This window comes from Oceanibaculum indicum P24 (genome assembly GCF_000299935.1).
GTDB classification, from domain to species: domain Bacteria; phylum Pseudomonadota; class Alphaproteobacteria; order Oceanibaculales; family Oceanibaculaceae; genus Oceanibaculum; species Oceanibaculum indicum.
Map to the genome: position 1 here is coordinate 15,319 of NZ_AMRL01000018.1, position 22,696 is coordinate 38,014.

General features: G+C 65.0%; 17 protein-coding genes. 9 read left to right on the forward strand and 8 right to left on the reverse strand.

The window, feature by feature from the left end; all coding sequences use genetic code 11:
- The first annotated feature begins 62 nt into the window (after positions 1–62).
- Positions 63–1,322: an MFS transporter gene (locus P24_RS13275; protein ID WP_008945248.1), complete on the forward strand. Its 1,260-nt coding sequence runs from the start codon at positions 63–65 to the stop codon at positions 1,320–1,322.
- On the opposite strand, the gene P24_RS13280 is transcribed toward P24_RS13275, so the two are convergent.
- The 3 genes from P24_RS13280 to P24_RS13290 form a co-directional block, all read right to left on the reverse strand.
- Complete coding sequence (locus P24_RS13280; RefSeq protein WP_008945249.1) at positions 1,308–4,475, reverse strand: efflux RND transporter permease subunit; 3,168 nt, start codon at positions 4,473–4,475, stop codon at positions 1,308–1,310. The two genes, P24_RS13275 and P24_RS13280, sit on opposite strands and share 15 nt — an antisense overlap.
- Before the next feature lie 14 nt (positions 4,476–4,489).
- Entirely contained in the window at positions 4,490–5,509 is a 1,020-nt protein-coding gene (locus P24_RS13285; RefSeq protein ID WP_083859769.1) for an efflux RND transporter periplasmic adaptor subunit, read from the reverse strand.
- Positions 5,510–5,728: 219 nt separating this feature from the next.
- Entirely contained in the window at positions 5,729–6,415 is a 687-nt protein-coding gene (locus tag P24_RS13290) for an RraA family protein (RefSeq protein ID WP_008945251.1), read from the reverse strand.
- Between the two features lie 117 nt (positions 6,416–6,532).
- On the opposite strand from P24_RS13290, the gene P24_RS13295 reads away from it, so the two are divergent.
- From P24_RS13295 to P24_RS13325, 7 genes are all read left to right on the forward strand, one after another.
- Positions 6,533–7,408 (forward strand): MBL fold metallo-hydrolase, encoded by an 876-nt coding sequence (locus tag P24_RS13295; RefSeq protein ID WP_008945252.1) that lies wholly within the window; start codon positions 6,533–6,535, stop codon positions 7,406–7,408.
- A 117-nt stretch (positions 7,409–7,525) separates the two neighbouring features.
- Positions 7,526–7,822 carry a hypothetical protein gene (locus P24_RS13300; RefSeq protein WP_008945253.1) on the forward strand — a complete coding sequence of 99 codons (297 nt, stop codon included), beginning with the start codon at positions 7,526–7,528 and terminating at the stop codon, positions 7,820–7,822.
- A gap of 12 nt (positions 7,823–7,834) precedes the next feature.
- Entirely contained in the window at positions 7,835–9,295 is a 1,461-nt protein-coding gene (locus P24_RS13305) for a methyl-accepting chemotaxis protein (RefSeq protein WP_008945254.1), read from the forward strand.
- 172 nt (positions 9,296–9,467) lie between these two features.
- Positions 9,468–10,163, forward strand: coding sequence for an EAL domain-containing protein (locus P24_RS13310; protein WP_008945255.1), 696 nt, complete (start codon positions 9,468–9,470; stop codon positions 10,161–10,163).
- A gap of 96 nt (positions 10,164–10,259) precedes the next feature.
- A complete protein-coding gene (locus P24_RS13315; RefSeq protein ID WP_008945256.1) occupies positions 10,260–10,499 on the forward strand; it encodes a YdcH family protein in 240 nt (79 codons plus the stop codon).
- A 98-nt stretch (positions 10,500–10,597) separates the two neighbouring features.
- Positions 10,598–11,635 carry a P1 family peptidase gene (locus tag P24_RS13320; protein ID WP_008945257.1) on the forward strand — a complete coding sequence of 346 codons (1,038 nt, stop codon included), beginning with the start codon at positions 10,598–10,600 and terminating at the stop codon, positions 11,633–11,635.
- A gap of 116 nt (positions 11,636–11,751) precedes the next feature.
- Entirely contained in the window at positions 11,752–14,103 is a 2,352-nt protein-coding gene (locus P24_RS13325; RefSeq protein ID WP_008945258.1) for a xanthine dehydrogenase family protein molybdopterin-binding subunit, read from the forward strand.
- On the opposite strand, the gene P24_RS20670 is transcribed toward P24_RS13325, so the two are convergent.
- The 3 genes from P24_RS20670 to P24_RS13340 are packed head-to-tail and all read right to left on the reverse strand — an operon-like array spanning position 14,100 to position 18,375.
- Positions 14,100–15,230, reverse strand: coding sequence for a xanthine dehydrogenase family Fe-S subunit (locus tag P24_RS20670; RefSeq protein ID WP_008945259.1), 1,131 nt, complete (start codon positions 15,228–15,230; stop codon positions 14,100–14,102). The genes P24_RS13325 and P24_RS20670 overlap by 4 nt on opposite strands.
- On the reverse strand, positions 15,227–16,018 hold the full coding sequence (locus P24_RS13335; protein ID WP_008945260.1) for an FAD binding domain-containing protein: 792 nt from the start codon (positions 16,016–16,018) through the stop codon (positions 15,227–15,229). The genes P24_RS20670 and P24_RS13335 overlap by 4 nt, the downstream gene beginning before the upstream one ends.
- Positions 16,015–18,375, reverse strand: a complete 2,361-nt coding sequence (locus P24_RS13340) for a xanthine dehydrogenase family protein molybdopterin-binding subunit (RefSeq protein ID WP_040707729.1) — start codon at positions 18,373–18,375, stop codon at positions 16,015–16,017. The genes P24_RS13335 and P24_RS13340 overlap by 4 nt, the downstream gene beginning before the upstream one ends.
- Positions 18,376–18,579: 204 nt before the next feature.
- On the opposite strand from P24_RS13340, the gene P24_RS13345 reads away from it, so the two are divergent.
- Entirely contained in the window at positions 18,580–19,104 is a 525-nt protein-coding gene (locus P24_RS13345; RefSeq protein ID WP_008945262.1) for a MarR family winged helix-turn-helix transcriptional regulator, read from the forward strand.
- 133 nt (positions 19,105–19,237) lie between these two features.
- On the opposite strand, the gene P24_RS13350 is transcribed toward P24_RS13345, so the two are convergent.
- Together P24_RS13350 and P24_RS19830 are read right to left on the reverse strand one after the other, a co-directional pair.
- Positions 19,238–19,762 (reverse strand): aromatic-ring-hydroxylating dioxygenase subunit beta, encoded by a 525-nt coding sequence (locus tag P24_RS13350; RefSeq protein ID WP_008945263.1) that lies wholly within the window; start codon positions 19,760–19,762, stop codon positions 19,238–19,240.
- A gap of 11 nt (positions 19,763–19,773) precedes the next feature.
- Positions 19,774–22,680 carry an FAD-dependent oxidoreductase gene (locus P24_RS19830; RefSeq protein WP_192813247.1) on the reverse strand — a complete coding sequence of 969 codons (2,907 nt, stop codon included), beginning with the start codon at positions 22,678–22,680 and terminating at the stop codon, positions 19,774–19,776.
- Positions 22,681–22,696: the final 16 nt, after the last annotated feature.

Below are 22,696 nucleotides of genomic sequence, written 5' to 3' on the forward strand. Positions count from 1 at the left end.
GCATCGGGCCTTCCGATGGCTAGAGTATTGGCTCAACAGGCACAGGCAGACCGGAACCCTTCATGACCGACCCGCACGCCATACCGGTCCGCGCGACGATGACGCTGCTGCCCATGCTGGCGGCCATCACCATCGTCAGCCAGTTCTTCCGTACCTCGCTGGGCGTCATCGCGCCGGAACTGATCCAGGATCTGTCGCTGTCGCCAGCGATGCTCGGCCTGGCCAATGGCAGCTTCTACATCGCGCTGTTCGTGGCGCAGATTCCGGTCGGCATCCTGTTCGACCGCATCGGCACGCGGCGCACCGTTGCCTGGCTGACAGGCATCGCCGTTGCCGGTGCGCTGTTGCACGCCGTGGCGCGCAATGGCGAGGAGCTGGTGGCCGCCCGCCTGCTGCTGGGGCTGGGCTGCGGCGGCAGCTTCATGGGAGCGGTCATGCTGTCCTCGCGCTGGTTTGGCGGCGACCGGCTGAGCATGGTGCTGAGCTGGGTATTCTCGCTGAGCCAGATCGGTACGCTGCTGGCCGCCACGCCGCTTGCCGCCTCCGCAGACCTGTTTGGCTGGCGCTGGACCTTCGCTGGCACGGCCATCGTCACCGGCCTTACCGGTGCCGTGTTCTACCTGCTGGTCCGCGACGATCCACCGGGCCGCCCGGCCCCGCCGCCCAGCAAGGACGGGTTTGGCGATATCCTGCGTGGGCTGATGGCGGTCTGGAAGACGCCGCATCTCAGCCGCATCCTCGCCGTCCATACCTTCGCCTATGCCAGCCAGTCGACCGTTCTGGGCCTGTGGGGCGGCCCCTACCTGCATGACATCCATGGGCTGGATGCGGTGGGACGCGGCAATGTGCTGCTGGCGATGGGGGCGGCGCAGATCGCCGGCATCCTGAGCTTCGGGCCGCTCGACCGGGTCTTCAACACACGCAAATGGCTGGTCGCGGCAGGCGCCGCCGGCACCATCGCCGTGCTGCTGGCGCTGGCCTTGCTGAAATCCCCACCGGCCTGGTTCGCCATCTCCCTGCTGGTACTGCTGTGCTTCGTGACCACCTACTCGCTGGTCATCGTCGCGCATGGCCGCAGCCTGTTCCCGGACCATCTGGCCGGGCGCGGCATCACCACGGTGAACCTGGCGCAGGTGTTCGGCTGCGCCTTCCTGCCGGTGGCGACCGGCGCCATCGTGAATGCCTTCCCCAATACCAGCGCCGGCTACACGGAGGATGCCTACCGCCTCGCCTTTGGATTTATCGCCCTGTGCCTGGCACTGGGCTGCGCCTGGTATCTGGGCGGGCCGGATTCCAAACCGAAGCGGTTAACCAAGCGCTGAGGCCTTGCGCCGTTCCCCCCAGCCCAGCACGAACACCATCAGGCAGGGCAGGAAAGTCAGCGTCACGATGGTCGCGCCCAGGATACCGAACAGCACAATGGCGCCGACTCCCCGGTAGAGTTCGGTCCCCTCACCCGGCAGCAGCACAAGCGGCGCCAGCCCGCAGATCGTGGTGATGGTTGACATGGCAATCGGCCGCAGGCGCGACGCGACAGCCTCGCGGATGGCGTCCCTGATCCCGCGCCCCTCCTTGCGGATCAGTTCCATGGCCTGATGCACGATCAGGATCGGGTTGTTCACCACCGTTCCCATCAGAATCAGGAAGCCAAGCATGGAGATCATGTCGAAGGGCTGGCGGATTTCGGCCAGACCAACGCTCGGCAGCCATCCCCCCACGACATTCATTAGCCACAGCCCGACGATACCGCCGGCAATGCCCAGCGGAATCGTCGCCATGATCAGCAGAGGATACCCCCAATGAGTGAAGATGGCCACCAGCAGCAGATAGACGATCACGATGGCCACGACATAATTGCCGGACAGCGCCTCCTGCGTGGCGGCAAGCTGGTCGCTGGCGCCGGAGATATCGATGCGGATGTCAGCCGGTACCGCGCCGCTGTCGCGCAGATGCTGCACCAGTTCCTGGCGGACCAGCGCCACGCCGGATTCCAGCGGCACATCGTCGGGCGGGATCACGTTCAGGGTGAGGGTGCGGCGTCCGTTCAGCCGGCGGATGATGTTGGTATCGACGGTCTCCACGATCCGCGCCACGGAAGACAGCGGCACGACAGCGCCTTGCGGTGTCCGGATCGGCAAAGTCCCGATCCCGTCCAGCGGCACGCGCTGCCCTTCCCCGCTGTAGAAATAGATGTCGATCTTATCGTCATCCTGGAAGAACTCGCCGACATAGGCGCCATCGGTCAGCGCTGAGACCATGAAGCCGATATCCTGCCCGTTCAGCCCCAGCTCGGCCGCACGCCGCCAGTCCGGGCGGACCTCGATCAGCGGCTGGGAGAGCGACAGGGTGGATGGCTGTGCCTGAATGCGCGGATTGTCGAATATTTCCCCGGCACGGCGGTAGGCGGCCAGCGCCACCTCATACACCGCCTGCAGCGACGGTCCGGAGATATCCAGATTGATGCTGCGCGTGCCGCCATCATTGCTGGTGATGATCGAGCCTTGCGTGGCGAAGGCGCGCATGCCCGGATATTCTCGATACTTTCTGGCAATGGCTTCGCTCAGCGCATCGATCTGCGCCGGATCGACGCTCTCGGCGATGATGCGGATCTGCTGCGCCTCGATCCGCATGTTGATGTAGCGCATCGCCGGTACCGGCACCTCGCCCGCCGCGAATCGCGCCGGGTCATCATCCACGAAGGGCAGGAAATAGGCCTCCAGCTCCCGGCCAATCTCCGACATGGCTGACAGGTTATAGCCCGGCGGCGCATTCATCACCGCGAAGGTCTTGGGCTCCTCGCCTTCGGGAAGATATTCTGCCGCCGGCGTCAGCCCGACGATCACGAAAGCGCAGAGCGCCACTGTGCCGGCAAGGCAGCCCAGCCTTCGGGCGGGCGTGGCGATCAGCGCCTGAACGCCGTCGGCGATACGTTCGTCCAGCTTCTTCCGGGCCGGACCGTCCTTTCCCGCTTTGCCGCCCGGCGCGGCGCCGATGAAATCGATGCGGGCGGCGGCGGTCGGCACCAGCGTGACCGCAACCAGCATGGAAGCCAGAATCGAGGCGGAGATGGCGATGGCGATGTCGGAATAGATCTGCCCGGCTTCCTCCTCGATGAACAGGATCGGGACAAAGACCAGGATCGTGGTCAGGGTGGAGGCAACCACCGCCGGCCAGACCTTGCGGACGCCTTCGATGGCCGCCCGCATGCGGTCCAGCCCCTTGCGGCGGTGGAGATCGATGCTTTCCAGCACAACGATGCTGTTGTCCAGGGTCATCCCAATGGCGAAGGCGACACCGGCGAGCGAGATCACATTGACCGTGCGCCCGGCCAGCAGCAGGCCTAGGAAAGCAGCGACCGTACAGAGCGGGATGCCCATGACGCCGACCAGCGTCGCCTTGCCGGACCGCAGGAACAGGAACATCACGGCAGTCGCCAGCACGGCGCCGATGCCCAGATTGATCCAGACATTGCGCACCGATGCCTCGACATAGCGCACATCGTCGGACAACAACGTCATCTGCATGCCGGCGGGACGCAGCACCTCCGCATTCACCTCGTCGATGGTTTCCAGCATTGCGCGCTTGATGTCGATGACATTGGAGCCGCTCTCGCGCCGCACCGACAGGCTGACCACCGGTTGCCCGTTCACGAAGGATTCGGTGCGCTGCTTGGCATGGCCCAGCCTGATCTCGCCGAGATCCTTCAGCCGGACCAGCGCATCGCCGCGCCGCACGACAATGAGGTCGCCGAGCGCTTCCAGATCGTCGAACCGCCCTATGGTGCGCAGCAGAAAGCGCCGTTTCCCGCTTTCCAGCTCGCCGCCGGATGTGTCCCTGTTGCGCTGCGCCAGTGCCTCCCGGACATCCAGGACGGTCAGGTCACGTTCGGCAAGGCGGGCCGGGTCGAGCAATATCTGCACCTGGCGTTCAGCACCGCCATAGACATTGACGCGCGACACCCCAGTCACCGCCTCCATGCGCGGGCGCACGGTATCGTCGAGGAAATCCTCCATCATGATCATGTTCAGGCCGCGCGGATTGCCCGGCAGCGGCGTGACATTGAAAAACATGAAGGAATTGGCGGAGAAGGAAGTGGCGTAGATGCGCGGCTGATCGACATTCTCCGGATAGGACGGCACCTGGCTTAGCGCGTTGTTCACCTGGATCAGCTTCTCGGTGATATCCACGTCGAAGGCGAATTCCAGCTCGATCTCCGCCTCGCCGGTGCTGGCCGTCGCGACCAGCCGTTCCAGGCTGGGAATGCTGCGCAGATACTGTTCCTGCTCGATCAGGATTTCCTTCTCGATATCCTGCGGCGTCGCCCCCGGCCAGTCCGTCCGGACCGAGATGGTGCGCACATCGAGATCGGGAATCATCTGTACCGGTATGCGCGTCGCGGCAACGACGCCCAGCACGCCGAGCACCAGGACCGTGACGGTCATCAGCGTGCCACGGCGAATGATGGCTTCGAACACGATGCCTCCCCCGGTCAGCTGTCGGAACGGATGGTGACGGCCTGCCCCTCGCGCAGGGACTCATTGCCGCGGGTGACAATCTCCATCCCGGCCTCCAGCCCGGAGAGCACCTGAATACTGCCATTCACCGTGATGCCCGGCCTGATCAGCCGTTCGGAAACGCGGATCTCGCCATTCGTACGCTCGACGATCCAGACCGCCACCCGCCCGTCGGGAAAGCGGACCAGGGCATCGCGCGGGACGATGATGTCCCGGGTGCCGGTGTCGAGCCGGAGAATAGCCTGCGCGGACATGCCCGGAACCACGCGGTGGCTGGCCGCATCGAAGGCAACACGCATGATGGCGGCACGGCTTTCCGGATCGCTGACCGGGATGAGCGCCTGGACGCTTCCCACGATGTTCTGATCCGGCAGGGCATCGAAGCGAACCGTCGCCTGCATGTCCGGAGCGATGCGCGGGAAAACCTCCTGCGGCACCCGTACATCCAGGAACAATTGCCCGGCATCGACCATTTCCAGCACGGCCGTGCCGGGGCTCAGCCATTCGCCGACATTCGCCATACGGCGCGACACGATTCCGGCATAGGGCGCGACCAGCCTGTGCCGGGCAAGGCGTGCCAGCTGGAAGGCTTCTTCCGCCTGCAGGCGCTCCATCTCGGCCTTCGCGATCCGCACGGCAGCGGCGCGGGCCTCGACCTCGTTCTCCGGGATGCCCCGGCGCTGGACCAGCGCCTCGCCGACACGCAGCTGACGGCGCGCCTCGTCATAGGCCGCCCTTGCCGCCCGCGTCGCCGCGGCAAGACGATCCAGTGTCAGATGTTCCAGTTCGGTATCCATCTCCAGCAGCACGGCGCCGGCTTCGACGCGGTCGCCGATATCGGCATGCACCGCGGTCACAAGCCCGGCCACCGCGACCGACAGGGCCGAATGCCTGGGCGCCGTCACCGTGCCGGTCAGCGGCACCGTCTCGACAATCGGCTCCACCGTCACTCTTGCCGTCGTAACGATGGCGTCCTGGGCAAGAGCCTGCGGCATTGCCAGCCACAGGAAAGCTGTTGCCACTATCGGGGCGGCTAGTCTGTGCGTCACATATCCGGGCAAAGCAAATACCTCTCGGCGATCGGGTCACATCGTCGGGTATGTGTGAGAGTAAGTCGCATCTGGCAGAAGTCACCTTCTCATCCGCAATGCCATCAAAGAAGAGGACAAGAAAGCGCCCGGATGCGGCACGGCGCCAGCTCGCTGCTCGGTGAATCACTCCTCGGTGAACCCACGGGCCTTCAGCATCTCGTCCACCCAGCGCCGGTCCCAGGTGCCGGATTCGATCTGCCGCAGGATTTCCGCCTCCTTCGCCTGCTGTGCCTCGGCCAATCCGATGATCGACCCGGCCTCGGCTCGCGGCACCGCCAGCACGCCATCGGCATCGCCAATGACGATATCGCCGGAGTGAACCACCATGCCGCCGATGCTGAGCGGAACGCCGATCTCCCCCGGCCCGTCCTTGTACGGGCCGCGATGGGTGACGCCGGTGGCGAAGATCGGGAAATTGCCACCGCGGAAGGCGTCCAGATCGCGGATCGCCCCGTTAATGACGAAACCGGCGACACCGCGGACCTGCGCGTGGCGGGCAATCAGTTCGCCGACCACAGCACTGGTGGTATCGCCGCCGGCATCGACGACAATCACATCGCCCCGTTCCGCGACATCGATAGCCTTGTGGATCACCAGATTATCCCCCGGCCTTGTCAGCACCGTCAGCGCCGCCCCGGCCAGCCCGCCGCTTCCCCCTTCACAGGCGTGCATTGGCCGTAGATCGGCACCGCCGGCGAACATGCGGTTCATATTGTCGCTGACGATGGCGACGGGCACCGCCGCGAAACGATCCACCAGCGCGCGATCCGCGCGGACATGGCCGCGCACCCATCTGAAACCAACCGGCATGGATATCCCTCCCTCTCTAGGCCTGGCAAAGGCTACACGCGCGAACCGCGCCAAGAAACCGGCTTGTCGAGCCACGGCTTTCCTCGAACAATGCTGAAAAATTCCTGGAGGAACCCCATGCAGCTTACCCTTCTCGGCACCGGATGCCCGGTTGTCAGTCTGGAACGCTACGGACCGGCGCAGCTGATCCGGACACCGGACGCGGCCGTGCTGGTCGATTGCGGTTCCGGCGTCACCCAGCGGCTGGTGGCGGCGGGCTGCCCCGGCAAGCTGCTGGATGCGGTGCTGCTGACGCATCTCCATTCCGACCATCTGGTCGATCTCTACCAGCTCATCATCTCATCCTGGCATCAGGGGCGAGAGCGCCCACAGCGCATCTTCGGGCCGAAGGGGACGCGGCGCTATGTCGAGGGGTTGATGGCACTGTGGGAGCCGGAGCGCCGGCAGCGCATCGCCCATGAGGCAAGGCCATCCACCATCGGACTTGAGGTCGAGGTCACGGAAATATCGGATGGCTGGGCGGAACGCTTCGGCAGCTTGCGGGCTACCGGCTTCGCGGTCAATCACCGGCCGGTCGAACATGCCTTCGGCTTCGCGTTCGAGAGCGGCGGCAGGAAGCTGGTGCTGTCCGGTGATACCCGCCCCTGCCCGGCGCTGGAAGCACAGGCGAAGGGCGCCGACCTGCTGGTGAACGAGGTGTTCATCCATCGCGAGATGCCGGTGATCGCGGGTGTGCGCTCCGCCGAGACGGTGGCGAATGTCGGCGCCTACCACACACTGTCCACCGAGGTTGGCAAGATGGCGCAGCGCGCTGGCGCGAAACGTCTGGCGCTGACGCATTTCGTCCCGCCCGCCTGTGACCGCGAGGCGCTGCTGGCCGAGGTCCGTGCCGACTATGGCGGACCAGTCATCATCGGCGAGGATCTGATGCGCTTCGACCTGACAGCGGAAACCCTGACCTATGGCCAGGCGACCCTGTCGCTGCCCTCCTGAAGACTGGCATTTTAAGCACTTACTTCATTAAGTCTTTCTTAGCACCCCACTGCCATACTCTGCCGCTCAGGGACGCGTTGATCCAAATCAACGCGTCCGGCGTATCAGGCAGCAAGTATGTATGCACAGATGAAAAACTTTCTTCCTGCTCTGGGTCTCGCTTTGCTCGGCACGGTCGCCATCGCCTGGATGGCACTGGCGCCGACGGAAGGCGCGTCCGTTGCCGTGGTTTTTCCCCCGGGGACGGAACGGGAAGACATGCTGTTGCGCGTATCGCAGGCCGGCTGGCTGCCGGTTTCCTATCTGAATGGAAACACCATGCTGGCCGCCCCTTCCGATACACCCCGTTCGCTTCTCGCCAACGGTGCCTTGCTGGTTCTTAACGCCGACGGTGCACGCGGCTGTAGCCTTTAGGAAACAAAGATCATGAACGATTTGATCGCGCTTCGCCACAACATGGCGAAGTTCTCCCTGATCCTGCTCTGGGCCCACCTGCCCCTGATGCTGGCCGTCGGCTATGGCGTCGGGCTGGCAAACACCGTGACCGCCAGCATCATCATTGCGGGCGCCGCCCTCATCGCCACCCTGGCTTCGATCCGCGATCTCGCCCATGCCAGCGCGCGTTACACCATTGGCGTGGCGCTTGTCATCATCGTCTCGGCCTTTGTCTATGCCTTCGCTGGCCATCCCTGGCAGATCGACCTGCACATGTATTATTTTGCGGGCCTCGCCATTGTCGCCGGCTTCTGCTGCTGGCCGACCATCCTGCTGACGGCGGGCGTGGTCGCCGTGCACCATCTGGTGCTGAACTTCGCCCTGCCCGCCGCGGTCTTCCCCGATGGCGGCAGCCTTGCCCGCGTCATCCTGCACGCCGTCATCGTCGTGCTGGAAACCGGCGTGCTGATCTGGCTGACCAGCAATCTGGTGAAAGCGCTGTTCACCTCGGAAAGTGCCGTCAATGCCGCCAAGGAGGCGCAGGCCGAAACCGAACGCCTGTCCCTGGCGCGGGAACGCGACCAGGCGGCAACGGCGGAACAGCGCCGGGCCGAAATGATGAAGATCGCCAGCGAGTTCGAGCAGGGCGTCGGCCGGATTGCGGCCAATCTGAAGCAGGCATCGGAAAAGGCCCGGACCGAGTCCGACCGTCTGGCGGAAACCGCCGCCTCGACGCAGAGCGAGACTGATGAGGCCGCCGGCTCGGCCGAAGAAGCCGCGAATGGCGTGCAGAGCGTGGCCACGGCCTCCGAGGAGCTGAGCGCCTCGATCAGCGAGATCAGCCGGCAGGTAAACCAGGCAACCCAGCTGACCGACTCCGCCGGCCAGGATGCCCGGACCGCGAGCAAGACCGTTGAGGATCTGGCGCAGAGTGCCGAACAGATCGGCGCGGTACTGGTGCTGATCCAGGAAATCGCGGAGCAGACCAACCTGCTGGCGCTGAATGCGACCATCGAGGCCGCACGCGCCGGCGAGGCCGGCAAGGGCTTCGCCGTGGTTGCCTCGGAAGTGAAATCGCTGGCCAACCAGACCGGCGAGGCCACCGACAATATCCGCAAGCAGATCGGCGAGATCCAGGAAGCGACTCGCCTGGCCGTGCAGGCTATCGGTCAGGTCACCGGTGCTGTCTCCAACATCGACGGTGTGACCTCCACCATCGCCTCCGCCGTGCATGAGCAGAGCGCGGCCACCAGCGAGATTTCCGGTGCGGCACAGAAGGTGGCGCAGAGCGTCTCCAACACGGCGGCCAATATTCAGCACCTGCAATCCTCGGCCAGCCGCACCAATGCGGTTTCGATGAGCATGCAGGATGTCGCAACGGGCCTGCGTGACGAGGTCGGCAAGCTGGAGCAGGGGATCGCCAGTTTCCTCGACAATCTGCGCCGCGCCTGATTGACGTCCCTGTTCCCGGTCCGGGCAGGATTCACCCCTCCGGGCGCATGAGGGGTTGAATCCGCCCGGATCACTTTTTAGATGTTATAAAATTTTGAATAACACGCGGATAATCATGTCAACGGGATGCCAGGGCTGCAAAACGCAGCCTGAAGATTCGTTCGATTTCACCATGGCCTTCCAGCCGATCCTGGATGCCAGCCATGAGGAGATCTATGCGCATGAGGCGTTGGTGCGCGGCATGAATGGCGAGTCGGCAGGAAAGATTCTGGGCCAGGTCACCGAGAAAAACCGCTACTGGTTCGACCAGCAATGCCGGGTGAAGGCCATCGAGCTGGCAGCCCAGCTTGGTCTGGGGCCGAAACAGCGCCTGTCGATCAACTTCCTGCCCAACGCCGTGTACCAGCCGACGGCCTGCATCCGCATGACGGTGGAAACCGCCCGGAAAGTCGGCCTGCCGCTCGATCGGATTATCTTTGAGGTTACGGAAGGCGAGCAGGTTGTCGAACACGACAAGCTTGTCGCCATCATCCGTGCCTACAAGGAATTCGGCCTGCTGACCGCAATTGACGATTTCGGCGCCGGCTATTCCGGCCTGAATCTGCTGGCCGACTTCCAGCCCGACATCATCAAGCTCGACATGGCGCTGACCCGAAACATCGACAGCGACCGGGTGCGCCGCTCCATCGTGGCCGGCATCCTGACGGTCTGCCGCGAGCTGGACATCATGGTCATCGCCGAGGGCATCGAGACGCCGGAGGAATATGCGACGCTGCGGGAGATGGGTGTGCGTCATTTCCAGGGCTATCTGTTCGCCCGGCCTGTGTTCCGGGACTTCGCGCGGGAGATCGTCTTTCCCGGAGTTTGATCCTGCCGGTTTGACATAGATCATGGTGCCGCATCCGGCGGGCGCTAGGCTGGTTCCGTCGCCAGTAATGGCCAAACGAAATGCCTGGAGTCATGAATGTCTCACGTTCCGCACGAACTCGCCGAGGAATTCCCGGAATACAAGGAGAAGATGCATACGCTGAAGCAGGAAAGCGCGCATTTTGCACGTCTCAGCGATGAGTATCATGAGGTGAACCGTGCCATCCATCGCATGCAGGAACGCATCGAGCCGGTCTCCGAGGATGTCGAGGAAGAAATGCGCAAGAAGCGCCTCGCCCTGAAGGACGAGATTGCGGCCATCCTGAAAAGCGCCTGAGCCTTTCAGGCATGGACAGACCAAAGGGGGCAAAGCCCCCTTTTCTTTTGCCCGATCCTGACCGATGGTTTCCCGCCTTTTACGGGAGACCCCTGACGATGACCCATCCGCGCCGCGCCCGCGATCTCGGCATAGCCCCCGGCACGCTGCCGACTGGTCCGCTGAACGCCATCACCGACGTCGCCGGTGTGCGCGTCGGCCATGTGACGGTGCGCGAGGGCGAGCGCATCCGCACCGGCGTGACGGCGATCCTGCCGCATGGCGGCAATCCGTTTCAGGACAAGGTGCCGGCGGGCCTCGCCGTGTTCAATGGCTACGGCAAGCTGGCTGGCGCCACACAGCTGGTCGAGCTCGGCGAGATCGAGACGCCGATCCTGCTGACCAACACGCTGGCGGTCGGCCGCGCCATCGAAGCGGTGAACCGCTGGACCCTGGCACAGAAGGGCAATGAGCGTGTTGCCTCGCTGAATGCCATGGTGGGGGAGACCAATGACAGCCGTCTGAACGATATCCGCCAGCCCTTCCCTACCGTGGAACAGATGATAAACGCCATTGAGAGCGCCTCGGACGGCCCGGTCGCCGAGGGTGCCGTGGGTGCCGGTGCGGGCACTGTCGCGTTCGGTCACAAGGGCGGCATCGGCACCAGCTCGCGCGTGCTGTCCGGCAAGGATGGCGGCTACACGGTCGGTGTTCTGGTGCAGTCGAACTATGGCGGCGATCTGCGACTCGATGGGCAGAGTGTCAAGAATTTCAAAACCCTGCAGGCCGATGTTGACGGCTCGATCATGATGATCCTGGCAACCGATGCACCGCTGTCCGACCGCAATCTGCGACGTCTGGCGATGCGCTGCCATGGCGGGTTGGCCCGCACCGGGGCGGCGCTCAGCAACGGGTCCGGTGACTATGCCATCGCCTTCTCCACGGCAGAGGCGGTGCGCCGCACCCCAGACCGCCGCGCCGCCGCCAGCCCGATCCTCGACCTGCCGAACGACAAGATTTCTCCCCTCTTCCTCGCCGCCATCAAGGCGACGGAGGAAGCCATCCTGAATTCGCTGCTTATGGCGGAGACCGTGGAGGGCTGGGACACCGCCAGGGCGAAGCCGAACCGGGTCAAGGCCTTGCGGCTGGGCAATTGAGAACCAGCTTCCTGTTCCATGCAATGCGGCGCGGCGTCATTAGCGGGTGACGAAAGACCTGCCTGTCGGTCTATCATGCCGCCAAATCGAAGAACCCCATCGGGAGAAGACGGACCATGAACCTGCCTCTCGGCACCCGACAGGACGATGTGGCTATCGGCCATTCCGTGAAGCGCAAGGAAGACCCGAAGCTGCTGCGCGGCGAAGGTCGCTACAGCGACGATATCCGCCTGCCCGGCCAGGCCTATGCCGTAATGGTGCGCAGCCAGCACGCGCACGGCACCATCCTGTCCATCGATACCGAAGAAGCCCGCAGCATGCCGGGCGTGCTGGGCATCTATACCGGCAAAGATCTGGAAGCCGCCGGCTTCGGTGGGCTGAAATGCCTGGTCAGCATCCCCTCGCGCGATGGCGGCGGCATCAAGCAGACGCCGCGCCCGGCCCTGGCCATGGACAAGGTGCGCTATCTGGGCGACCCGGTGGCCTTCGTGGTGGCGGAGACGCCAGCCCAGGCGCGCGACGCAGCGGAATCCGTCTATGTCGATATCGACTCGCTTCCGGCGGTGACTGACGCCAAAGCGGCGCTGGAGGTCGGTGCACCCGTTCTCTATGACGAAGTGCCGGGTAATCTGGCGCTGGACTTCCAGTATGGCGACAGCGCCAAGGTGGAGGCTGCCTTCGCCTCGGCAGCGCATGTCGTGCGCATGGACATGGCGAACACGCGCGTCGTGGTGAATGCGATGGAGCCGCGCTCGGCCCTCGCCGAATACGATGCCGATGCCGGCAAATGGACGCTGCATGCCGGCAGCCAGGGCGCCTTCCCTCTGCGCAACCAGATCGCCCGCGACATCCTGAAGGTCGAACCGGAGAAGCTGCGTATCCTGACTGGCAATGTCGGCGGCTCCTTCGGCATGAAGGCGGCGGCCTATCCGGAATATCCCTGCGTGCTGTACGCTGCGCGCGAACTGGGCCGGCCGGTGAAATGGACCGCTGACCGCTCCGAGAGCTTCCTGTCGGACCAGCATGGCCGCGACCATCAGGTGACGGCGGCGCTGGCGCTTGACAAGGAGGGCCGGTTCCTGGCGCTGAAGATCGACGTGGCAGCCAATCTCGGCGCCTATATCTCCTCGGTCGGGCCGCTGCCGGGCAGCATGAACATCGTGAAGAATTCGGTCAGCCTGTACAAATTCCCGCTGATCGAGGTGAACAGCCGCTGCGTGCTGACCAACACCACGCCGATCGGCGCCTATCGCGGGGCCGGCCGCCCGGAATCCAACTATTTCGTCGAACGGCTGATCGACACCGCCGCCGCCGAGATGGGGCTGGACAAGCTGGCACTGCGCCGGCTGAACCATATCCAGCCCGACGAGATGCCCTATCAGGCGGCTTCCGGGAACAGCTATGACAGCGGCGAGTTCACCGCCCTGATGGACAAGGCGCTGGAAGTCTCCGACTGGCAGGGCTTCGCCGCCCGCAAGGCCGAGTCGGAAAAGCGCGGCAAGCTGCGCGGCATCGGCATCGGCGACTATCTGGAAGTCACCGCCCCGCCGGCCAAGGAGATGGGCGGCATCCGCTTCGAGGCCGATGGCGGCGTCACCATCATCACCGGCACCATGGATTACGGCCAGGGCCACGCCACGCCCTTCGCGCAGGTGCTGGCGCAGAAGCTGGGCATCCCGTTCGAGAAGATCGGCCTGCTGCAGGGCGACAGCGACCAGCTGATCGCCGGCGGCGGCACCGGCGGCTCGAAGTCGCTGATGGCCAGCGGGGCCGCCATTCTGGAAGCCGCCGACAAGGTCATCGAGAAGGGCCGGGAGATCGCCGCGGCGGCGTTGGAGGCCGCCCCCGCGGATATCGAATTCGCCGATGGCCGCTTCACCATCGCCGGCACCGACCGCTCCGTCTCGATCATGGAGCTGTCCGGCAGGCTGCAGCGCAAGGAAATCCCGCTGGGTGGCGCGCCGGACAGTCTGGATGTCAGCCACATCTATGATGCGGCGCCCTCCGCCTTCCCCAATGGCTGCCATGTCGCGGAAGTCGAGATCGACCCGGAAACCGGCGTGGTCGAGGTAGTGAAATACACCGCCATCAACGATTTCGGCACGGTGGTGAACCCCATGCTGGTCGAAGGCCAGGTGCATGGCGGCGTGGCGCAGGGGCTCGGCCAAATCCTGATGGAAACCACGATCTATGATGAGGGCGGTCAGTTGCTGAACGGCTCCTTCATGGATTACGCCATGCCGCGCGCCGACAACATGCCGGACATCGTGCAGGCCTATCATTCGGTGCCGGCGACGACGAACCCGCTGGGTGCGAAGGGCTGCGGCGAGGCCGGCTGTGCCGGCTCCATGCCGTCAATCATGAACGCCATCGTCGATGCGCTGTCGCCCTACGGGATCAGGCACATTGACATGCCGGCAACGCCGTTCCGGGTCTGGCAGGCGATTCAGGCGGCTAAGGCCGCCTAACCGCCAAACAGACGGCGCAGTCGGTCACGCAACACCTGCCAGATCAGGCTGGCGAGGTTCAGCTCCGCCTTTGCGGGTGCCTGGGCCTCGCCGCCGGTCAGCATGGCGGTAAGGTTAGCGGCGAAAGTCTCGGTCATGCGCCGCGCGAAGTCGGTGACAAGCGCGGAGCGGCCGAACTGCGCCAGCGGGCCGGTCAGCTTGTAGCGCACCGTGACATCGATGCGCGTGCCCTCGCCCTCCGCCAGCACCGTGTAGGCGATCTCACCCGCGGCCGAGGAACCGCCTTTGGCGTCGCGCCCCCTGCCCTTCACCGTACCGGTGCGGGATGAGTCGTCGCGGGCGACCTCGCCCTCGCCGGCGAAGCTGGCCTTGATCGGCCCGAAGCTGACAGTCAGCGAACCGGTCACGCGGCCGCCTTCCACCGTATCGACTGATGCGCCGGGCAGGCAGGCGGCCATGCGGCGGATGTCACCCAGCGCCGCCCAGACCTGATCGGCAGGCGCCGGCACCGTCACCTGCTGCGTCAGAACGGAGAACCCGTCGCCAGAGGTGCTGAAATCCATCGGTGCGGCTGCCGGCGCAACTGGCGCTGACTCGACAGCAACAGAAGCGGCAGCCGTTTCCGCGCGCGCCTCGAAGGACCAGTTCTGCGGCTGCGGCTGGCGGCCCTTCGCCACCTGCCGTATCGCCCCGACGATGCCGACATAGCCGGTACAGCGGCAGATATTCCCCGACAGTTCCCGCCGGATCGTCTCCTCATCCACATCGCCCAGCCGGGTGACGATGTCGCGTGCCGTCACCAGCATGCCCGGCGTGCAGTAGCCGCACTGCAGCGCATGATGCGCGGCGAAGGCCTCGCGCAGTTCCGCCATCACCGCGTCACCGTCGAAGCCCTCGACCGTGCGGATGTCGTCGCCATTGCAGGATACCGCGAAGGTCAGGCAGGAGCGCTGCGGCATGCCATCGACCAGCACGGTGCAGGCGCCGCACACACCCTGCTCGCAGCCCAGATGCGTGCCGGTCAGGCCGAGTTCGCCGCGCAGGAAATCCGCCAGATGGGTGCGCGGTTCCGCCTGTCCGCTGACCTTGCGGCCATTGACGGTCAGCTCGATGGGGTGCGCGGTCATTGCTGAGCCTCCGCAAGGGCTTCAAGGGCGCGGCGGACAGCGATCCTGTGCAGCTGCCGCGCCGAAGGTGGCCGATCCGACAGGCGCTCATCGATCTCGGCGGCGGCGGCTTCGGCGTCGCACGCCTCCAGCAGCAGCGGCGTGACCTCGACCGCGCCGCACACCAGCCGGAACACGCCGCGTTCCGGGTCGCTGACCACGGCACCGGTGGCCTTGGCGAATTCACCCGTCTTGCGGCAGATCTTGTAATAGCCCCAGCGCGCCGAGGCGGACAGGCGCGGCACCGACACGCCGGTGATCAGCTCGCCCGGCTGCAATATTGTCGTGAAACCGCCAAGCATGAAGCGTTCGACCGGCCAGGCGGTCTCGCCCTTCTTCCCCCGCACGATCACCCGCGCATCCAGCGCCATCAGCGTGGACACCCAGTCCGCCGCCGGGTCGGCATGGGCGAGGCTGCCGCCGATGGTACCGCGGTTGCGCACCGCGCGGTAGGCGATACCGCCCGCGACATGGCGCAGCATCCCGTTCGTGCCGTCCGGCACCGCGCCATCCTCGAAGGCCGCATGCGGCAGAGCAGCACCGTAACGGATGGCGTCGGGAGTCTCGGACACCGCGAGCAAATCCGGCTGGCGGCGGATATCGACCAGCGACGCCGGCCGCGCGAGGCGCAGATTCAGCATCGGCGTCAGCGACTGACCGCCGGCGATGGGCTTGGCCTCGTCCGACAGGGCGCTGAGAGCGGCGGACAGATCGGCGGGCTTGGTATAGTCGAAGGCGGCAGGTTTCATTCGGCGGCCTGCTTGGTTTGCGCGGCGAAGATGGCGTCGAGGATGCGCTCCGGCGTGGCCGGTATCTGGCCGATCTCCGCCCCATATTCCTTCAGCGCATCGTTGATCGCGTTCACGATGGCCCCGGCAGGCGCAATGGCCCCGCCCTCGCCCACGCCCTTGATGCCATGCGCCGAATAGGGCGACAGCGTCTCCATATGGCCGATGCGGAAGCCGGGCAGCTCGGTCGGGCCGGGCAGCAGGTAATCGATCAGCGTCGAAGCCAAAGGCTGGCCGGCGGAATCATAGGGGCTTTCCTCGAACAAAGCCGTGCCGATGCCCTGCGCCGCCCCGCCATAGGCCTGGCCCTCGACGATCATCGGGTTCACCATCTGCCCGCAATCCTCAACGATCACATAATCCAGGATGTCGACCATGCCGGTCTCGGCATCGAGCGCGACCAGCGCCGCATGCGTGGCATAGGAGAACACGCCGCTGTCGACATCCGGCTTATAGCCCTGCGTGACTTCCAGCCCGTTGGTGTCGATATCGTCCGGTAGCGTCTCGGGCCTCAGATACCAGGCCTTGCCGACATCGGCGAAGGACAGGCTGGCCTCCCCGGCATGGATGCGGCCATCGCGGAACGCCACATCCTCCGGCTTGCATTGCAGCAGATGCGCGGCCAGCCGCTTCACCCGGCCGGCCAGCTCGGTCGCCGATTTCGACACCGCACCGCCGGCCATGACAATGCCGCGCGAGGCATAGGCGCCGGTCGAATAGGGCGTGCTGGCGGTATCGCCCAGCTTCACCGCGATATCCTTCAGGGGGATGCCGAGCGCCTGGTTGGCGACCTGCGCCAGCGTGGTTTCCAGCCCCTGCCCGATGGTGTGGATGCCGGCACGGACCTCCAGCGTGCCGTCGGCCAGCAGCTTCACCGTCGCCTGCTCGAACCCCGGCACCAGCGGCAACCCCCAGGCGGCGAACACCTTGGTGCCATGCGCCGACTGCTCGGTATAGGTGGCGAAGCCGACGCCGATACGCCGGCCGTCCGGCTCCCGCCCCTTCTGGCGTTCGCGGATGGCGTCCAGCGCGATCATCTCCCGCGCCTTGGCCAGGCTGCCGGGATAATCGCCGGAATCGTAATGCTTGTTGGTGACGTTGGTGTAGGGCATCTGCGCCGCCTGCACCAGATTCTCGGCCCGCACATCCACCGGCTCCCGCCCGACGGCGCGGGCAATCGCGTCGATGGTCAGCTCGATGGCGAAGCACACGCCGGGCCGTGCCACGCCGCGATAGGGCGCAAAGGGCGGCTTGTTGGTCGCCACCGAATAGGTCCGTGCCCGATAGGCCCGGAAATCGTAGGGCCCCGGCAGATTGCCCCCGGCCTGCGCCGCCTCCAGACAGGCCGAGAAGGGCCAGACCGAATAGGCGCCGATATCGACATTGATCTCCGCATCCAGCCCCAGCAGCCGGCCGCGCTCGTCAGCATAGGCGGTGACCTTGTAGTGATGCTGGCGGGCATTGGCCCCGGCCACCAGATGCTCGCGCCGGTCCTCGACCCAGCGATAGGCGCCCTTGCGGGTCATGGCGAGCCAGGCGACGGCTACCTCCTCCGGCTGCAGCAGGCATTTATAGCCGAAGCCGCCGCCGACATCGGGCGGGCTCACACGCACACGCGACTGGTCGAGCCCCAGACACTCCGACAGGCCGGTGCGGATCAGGTGCGGCACCTGGGTCGAGGTGATGACGACCAGCTGGTCGGCCTGAAAATCCCAGTAGGCGACCAGGCCCTTGCCCTCCATCGGGTGCATGCATTGCCGGGCGGTTTTGTATTCCCGCACCACCTTCACCGGGGCGGTCTTCGCCACCTCCTCGATACCGCTGTCGAAATCGGTGACGAGGCAGAGATTGTCGCCCCACTCCTCATGCACCAGCGGGGCATCCTTCGCCTTGCCCAGTTCGCTTTCGGTCACCGCCGGCAGTTCGTCGAAATCGACGGAGACCAGCTCCGCCAGATCCTCCGCCTCGGCCCGGCTGGGGGCAACGCACAGGGCAATGCCCTCGCCGACATAGCGCACCTTCTCATGCGCCAGCGGATAATAGGAGGACAGCTTGTAGCCCGGCAGGCTGGACCGGGTGACGATGGGCTGGACGCCTGCCATGTCGGACCAGAAGAACACCTGATCCTCTCGCCCCTGCGGCTTGGCGAGGCTACGGAGTCGGGCATGCGCGACGGGGCTGCGCAGGAAGGCGACCTCCAGCATCCCCGGCAGCTGGATATCGCCGACAAACCGCCCACGCCCCATCAGGTGGCGGGCATCCTCCTTGCGGCGGACACGGGCGCCGATCCCCTCTCCCTCAACCGTTGAAGCCGCCATCCGTCACCTGCCTGTCTCTTCTGATTATGCGGTATGCTGACTTTTATCCAGGGGCCTGTCAATCGAGCGGCGAAGCGCCGCAGGCGGCTTTTTGAATAGCCAAACCAAGGATTAGACCGCATTATCGGACCCAAGAATCAGTCTCAAGGCAAGTAATGCGGCATCGGAAATTCCAATGGAATGCCGCCTATCGGGAGAAACCGCATGGCGGTCGAAAAGAAACTGGCATCAGAGGCGCCGCAGGCCGAGGGCAATGAGGACAGCCTCATCATGTCGCGCATGCCGCTCTGGGCGCGGCCGGGCTATCTCGTACGCCGGCTGCACCAGATCCATTACGCACTGTTCTTCGAGGAATGCGCTGCCTTCGACATCACGCCGGTGCAGTACGGGCTGCTGACCACGCTGGCGCAGAATCCCGACATGGACCAGAACTCGCTGGGCCGCGAACTCGGCATCGACCGCACCAATGTGGCCGATGTGCTGAACCGGCTGGCCAAGCGCGGGCTCGTCGCGCGCGAGCGCAGCAAGACCGACCGCCGTATGGTGCTGTGGCGGCTTACGACCGAGGGCGAGAAGATCACCGGGGAAATGTACGAGGCGATGCAGCGCGCCCAGATGAAGCTGATGGAGCCGCTGCGGCCGGAGGAGCGTAACGCCTTCGTCACCATGCTGATGCGGCTTGTGGACGGCAACAACCATCTGGGCCGCACGATTTTCCGGCCGAGCTGAGGGCTAAAGCCAGGAATATAGATATACTTTCTGTTTCGTCATGGTCGGACTTGATCCGCCCATCCAGCGAACGGCACCGTCGCTCTGGACCCTCGGGTCAAGCCCGAGGGTGACGAAGTAAGAAATTGTGACCTCACACCGGATAGACAACCGAATTGTCGATCAGCAGATTGTCGTACACCGTGCGGCGTTCCTTCAGCTTCAGCGCGCCGCCGGTCCGCACGAACACATCGTAATAGGTGCCGATCTGATGCAGTGTCGGCTCCGGCCGGTCGAACAGCGTCTGCAGCAGGATGTAGTTCGATGTGGCGACGATCTCGCCGTTCGCGCGGGTCTCGACCACCCGGCAATTCGAAATGAAATGCCGCATGTAGCGCGGCGCGAACATCGCCGTCTTCTCGATGGCGAAGATGCGGTCGCGCAGCATGCCCTTGCCCTCGCAATAGATCAGCCCGACCGGCAGGCCGCTGGCAAAATTCTCCCGCGCGGTGATGACGTAGAGCGCATCCTCCGCAAACAGCTCCGGCCAGTCCGAGAGCGGGCCATTATCCAGCACATCCGCATAGGCGGCGTTGAACTCCTCGATCTCCTGGCGCAACAGCAGCCGGTCGATCAGCGCGTCAGACGCGGCGGGGTTTTTCAGCGAAGTCACGGTCATGTCGTTGCTCCTCAAACCCCGATGACATCGCGCCAGTGCTTGTACATGGCGCGGATCGCGGATTCCGAAATCAGCGTGTCGGCGGTTCCGGTCGCCGTGCCGGGGTCGAGCGCCACCAGATGCTCGCCGCCCGGCACATGCTTCATGCCGTCCTGCACGAACTTCATCGCCTCATTATCCTCCAGCCCCAGGAAGCCGGCCGGCCCCATCAGATTGCCCTGGCGCAGCCGGTGACGGGTCATCTCCTCGTCATCGCCCTCGAAGCCGAACATGGTCCAGATCATGGTGAACTGGTTCGGCCCTTCCGGCACGATATGGCGCACGCCCAGCGTGTTCATCTCGCGCTGCACGATCAGGTTCGGCCAGATGGTGGACATGGTGACCGACCAGGGCGAATCGAACTCCGGCACGAAATCCATGAAGCGCGGCTCTTCCAGCTGCATGCCTTCCTTGTAGGCGCGCATCTCCTTCTTGGCGTCGGCGCTCACATTCTTGCCGTCCGACTTGGCGGAGCACATGGCGCCGTGCCGTCCGCTGGCATCGCACAGCATCTGCGACTTGTTGCCGGCAACCAGCAGCCCGAAGGTGACCAGGAAGGTGTGCAGCAGCGTCGCGTGATACGGGTCCTTCAGATTCTCGTGATAGAGCTTCCAGTTGCCCGGCAGCGTGTTGCGGTAATAGCCCAGCACCACCAGCTTGCGGCCATCGAAGGTGGCGTCGAATTCGCGCGTCATTTCCGGCCCGAGATAGACGTCGAACGGCTCCATATCCTCGGCATAGGAGGCGAAGATCACCCCGCCGCGCGTGGTGACGGAAAGCTTACGCGGATGATGGTCGGCGGGGTCGAAATCCGCCGGCATGCCGCCCTTGCCATCGACGCCGCGGCGGAACGGGACACCCGCCAGATTGCCCTTAAGGTCATAGGACCATTGATGATAAGGGCAGACGAATTCCTGCACATTGCCGCGCAGTTCGCGGCAGAACTCGGCAGCGCGGTGCGAGCAGCGATTCTCGAAGACATTGATGCCGCCTTCCTCGTCGCGTGACACCACCACCGGCACCGGACCGACGAAGGAGCGGGTGAAGTCGCCCGGATTGGGAATTTCGGCTTCCAGCCCGACATAGTTCCAGGTGCGGCCCTTGAAGATCTTCTCGACCTCCAGCCCGTAGATATGATCGTCGGTATAGACCCAGTCGGGCACGCGGTTCAGGCCTTCGGCCGGCCAGACAAACTGCTTCGCCTGAGGGGCAGCCTGCTCCGGCAGGCTCTCCAGCGCACGTTCATAGCCCATGGAACTCTCCTCCTCCTGCTGGTCCAGCCAGCGCAATCCCCGCAGACCCTCGGCGACATCAGCCCCGGTCTCCAACCGCCGCCGCGCAATGCGGAAGGTCTCCGCATCGCCGAAGATGATGGCGCTGGCGATGGCACCGTCGCGCTCTGTCAGATAGACCGATTCCGGCTGGCCGATCCCGCCCTGCACCGCCACCCGGTCGCCGGCCTGCGGAATGCCGGCCATCTGGATATTGAGGCCAAACTGCTCGGTCCAGAACCAGGGCAAGGGCGGCTTCTCCGCCGGCTTTCCCAGCATGGCGCGCGCGGCGGCGCGGCCCTGTGCCTCCGCATTGGCCCAGCTTTCCAGGCGGATACGCGCACCGGCAACCGCTTCGGGATAGAGCGCGCAATCACCCGCCGCGAAGATATCGGCATCCGAGGTGCGGCAGGCCGTGTCGATAACGATGCCGCCCGATTGCACGGACAGGCCGGCCTGTTCCGCCAGCTCCGTATTGGCGATGGCGCCGATGCCGGCGACGACTAGATCGGCGGTCAGATCGCCGCCATCGGCGAAGGCCAGCGTCGTCCCCGCACCGTTGCGGCGGATCGCCTCGATCTTCGTGTCCAGCCGAAAGGCAACGCCCTTCGATTCGGCCAGCTTCTGGAAAGCTTGCCCCAGCGCCGGCGGCAGGATGCGCGACATCAGCGCCGGCTCACGCTCGATCACCGTGACGTCCAGCCCCTTCTCGCGCGCGACCGAGGCAATCTCCAGCCCGATGAAGCCGCCGCCGATCAGCGCCAGGCTGCGCGCCCGCGACAGGGCCGTACCGATGGCCTGTGCGTCCTCCAGCGTGCGCAGATAGAGCACGCCATCGCCGCTTCCGTCTGGCAGCGTCCGCGCCCGCGCACCGGTGGCAATCAGCAACCGATCATAGGGCAACGTCTCGCCGGTCGAGAGCGTCACCGATTTCGCCTTGCGGTCGATGGTGCTGGCGCGCGTACCGGTGCGCAGATCGACGTCTAGCACATCGAACTCGGCCGGCTTCAGCACGGCGCAATCGGCGGCACCGGCCTTGCCCAGCAGCACCTCCTTGGACAGCGGCGGCCGTTCGTAGGGGCGATGCCCCTCCTCCGCGATCATGACGATACGGCCGGTGAAGCCCTCGCCGCGCAGATGCTGCGCCGTGCGGCAGCCGGCCTGACCGCCGCCGATAATGACGAAACTCCGGTGATCCTGTGACAGCCCTGCCTTCGGTGCCTCAACTTCAACGGCGGGCGCCTCCAGATCGACGAAGATGTCGTCGCCCTCGCGCTTCACCTGATAGGTGGCGAGCCGTCCGGTGACCGGGGCGCATTGTGCCTTGCCGGTGCGGATATCGAACTGGCCCTGATGCAGCGGGCATTCGATGCAGCCATCCTCGACATAGCCCTCCGACAGGAAGGCGAACTGGTGGGTGCAGATATTGTGGGTGGCATACACCACGCCATCGAGCAGATAGAGGGCGACCGCTGTGCCGGCGACATCGACGCCGATGACACCGCCTTCCTTCAGATCGTCGAATGACGCTGCGCGCAGCCAGCCCATCTCTTCAAGCCCGTCCTGCCGTGACAATAAGATCAGTATGCCGCCTATTTTTGGTCCCATCAAGCGGCGCATGCGG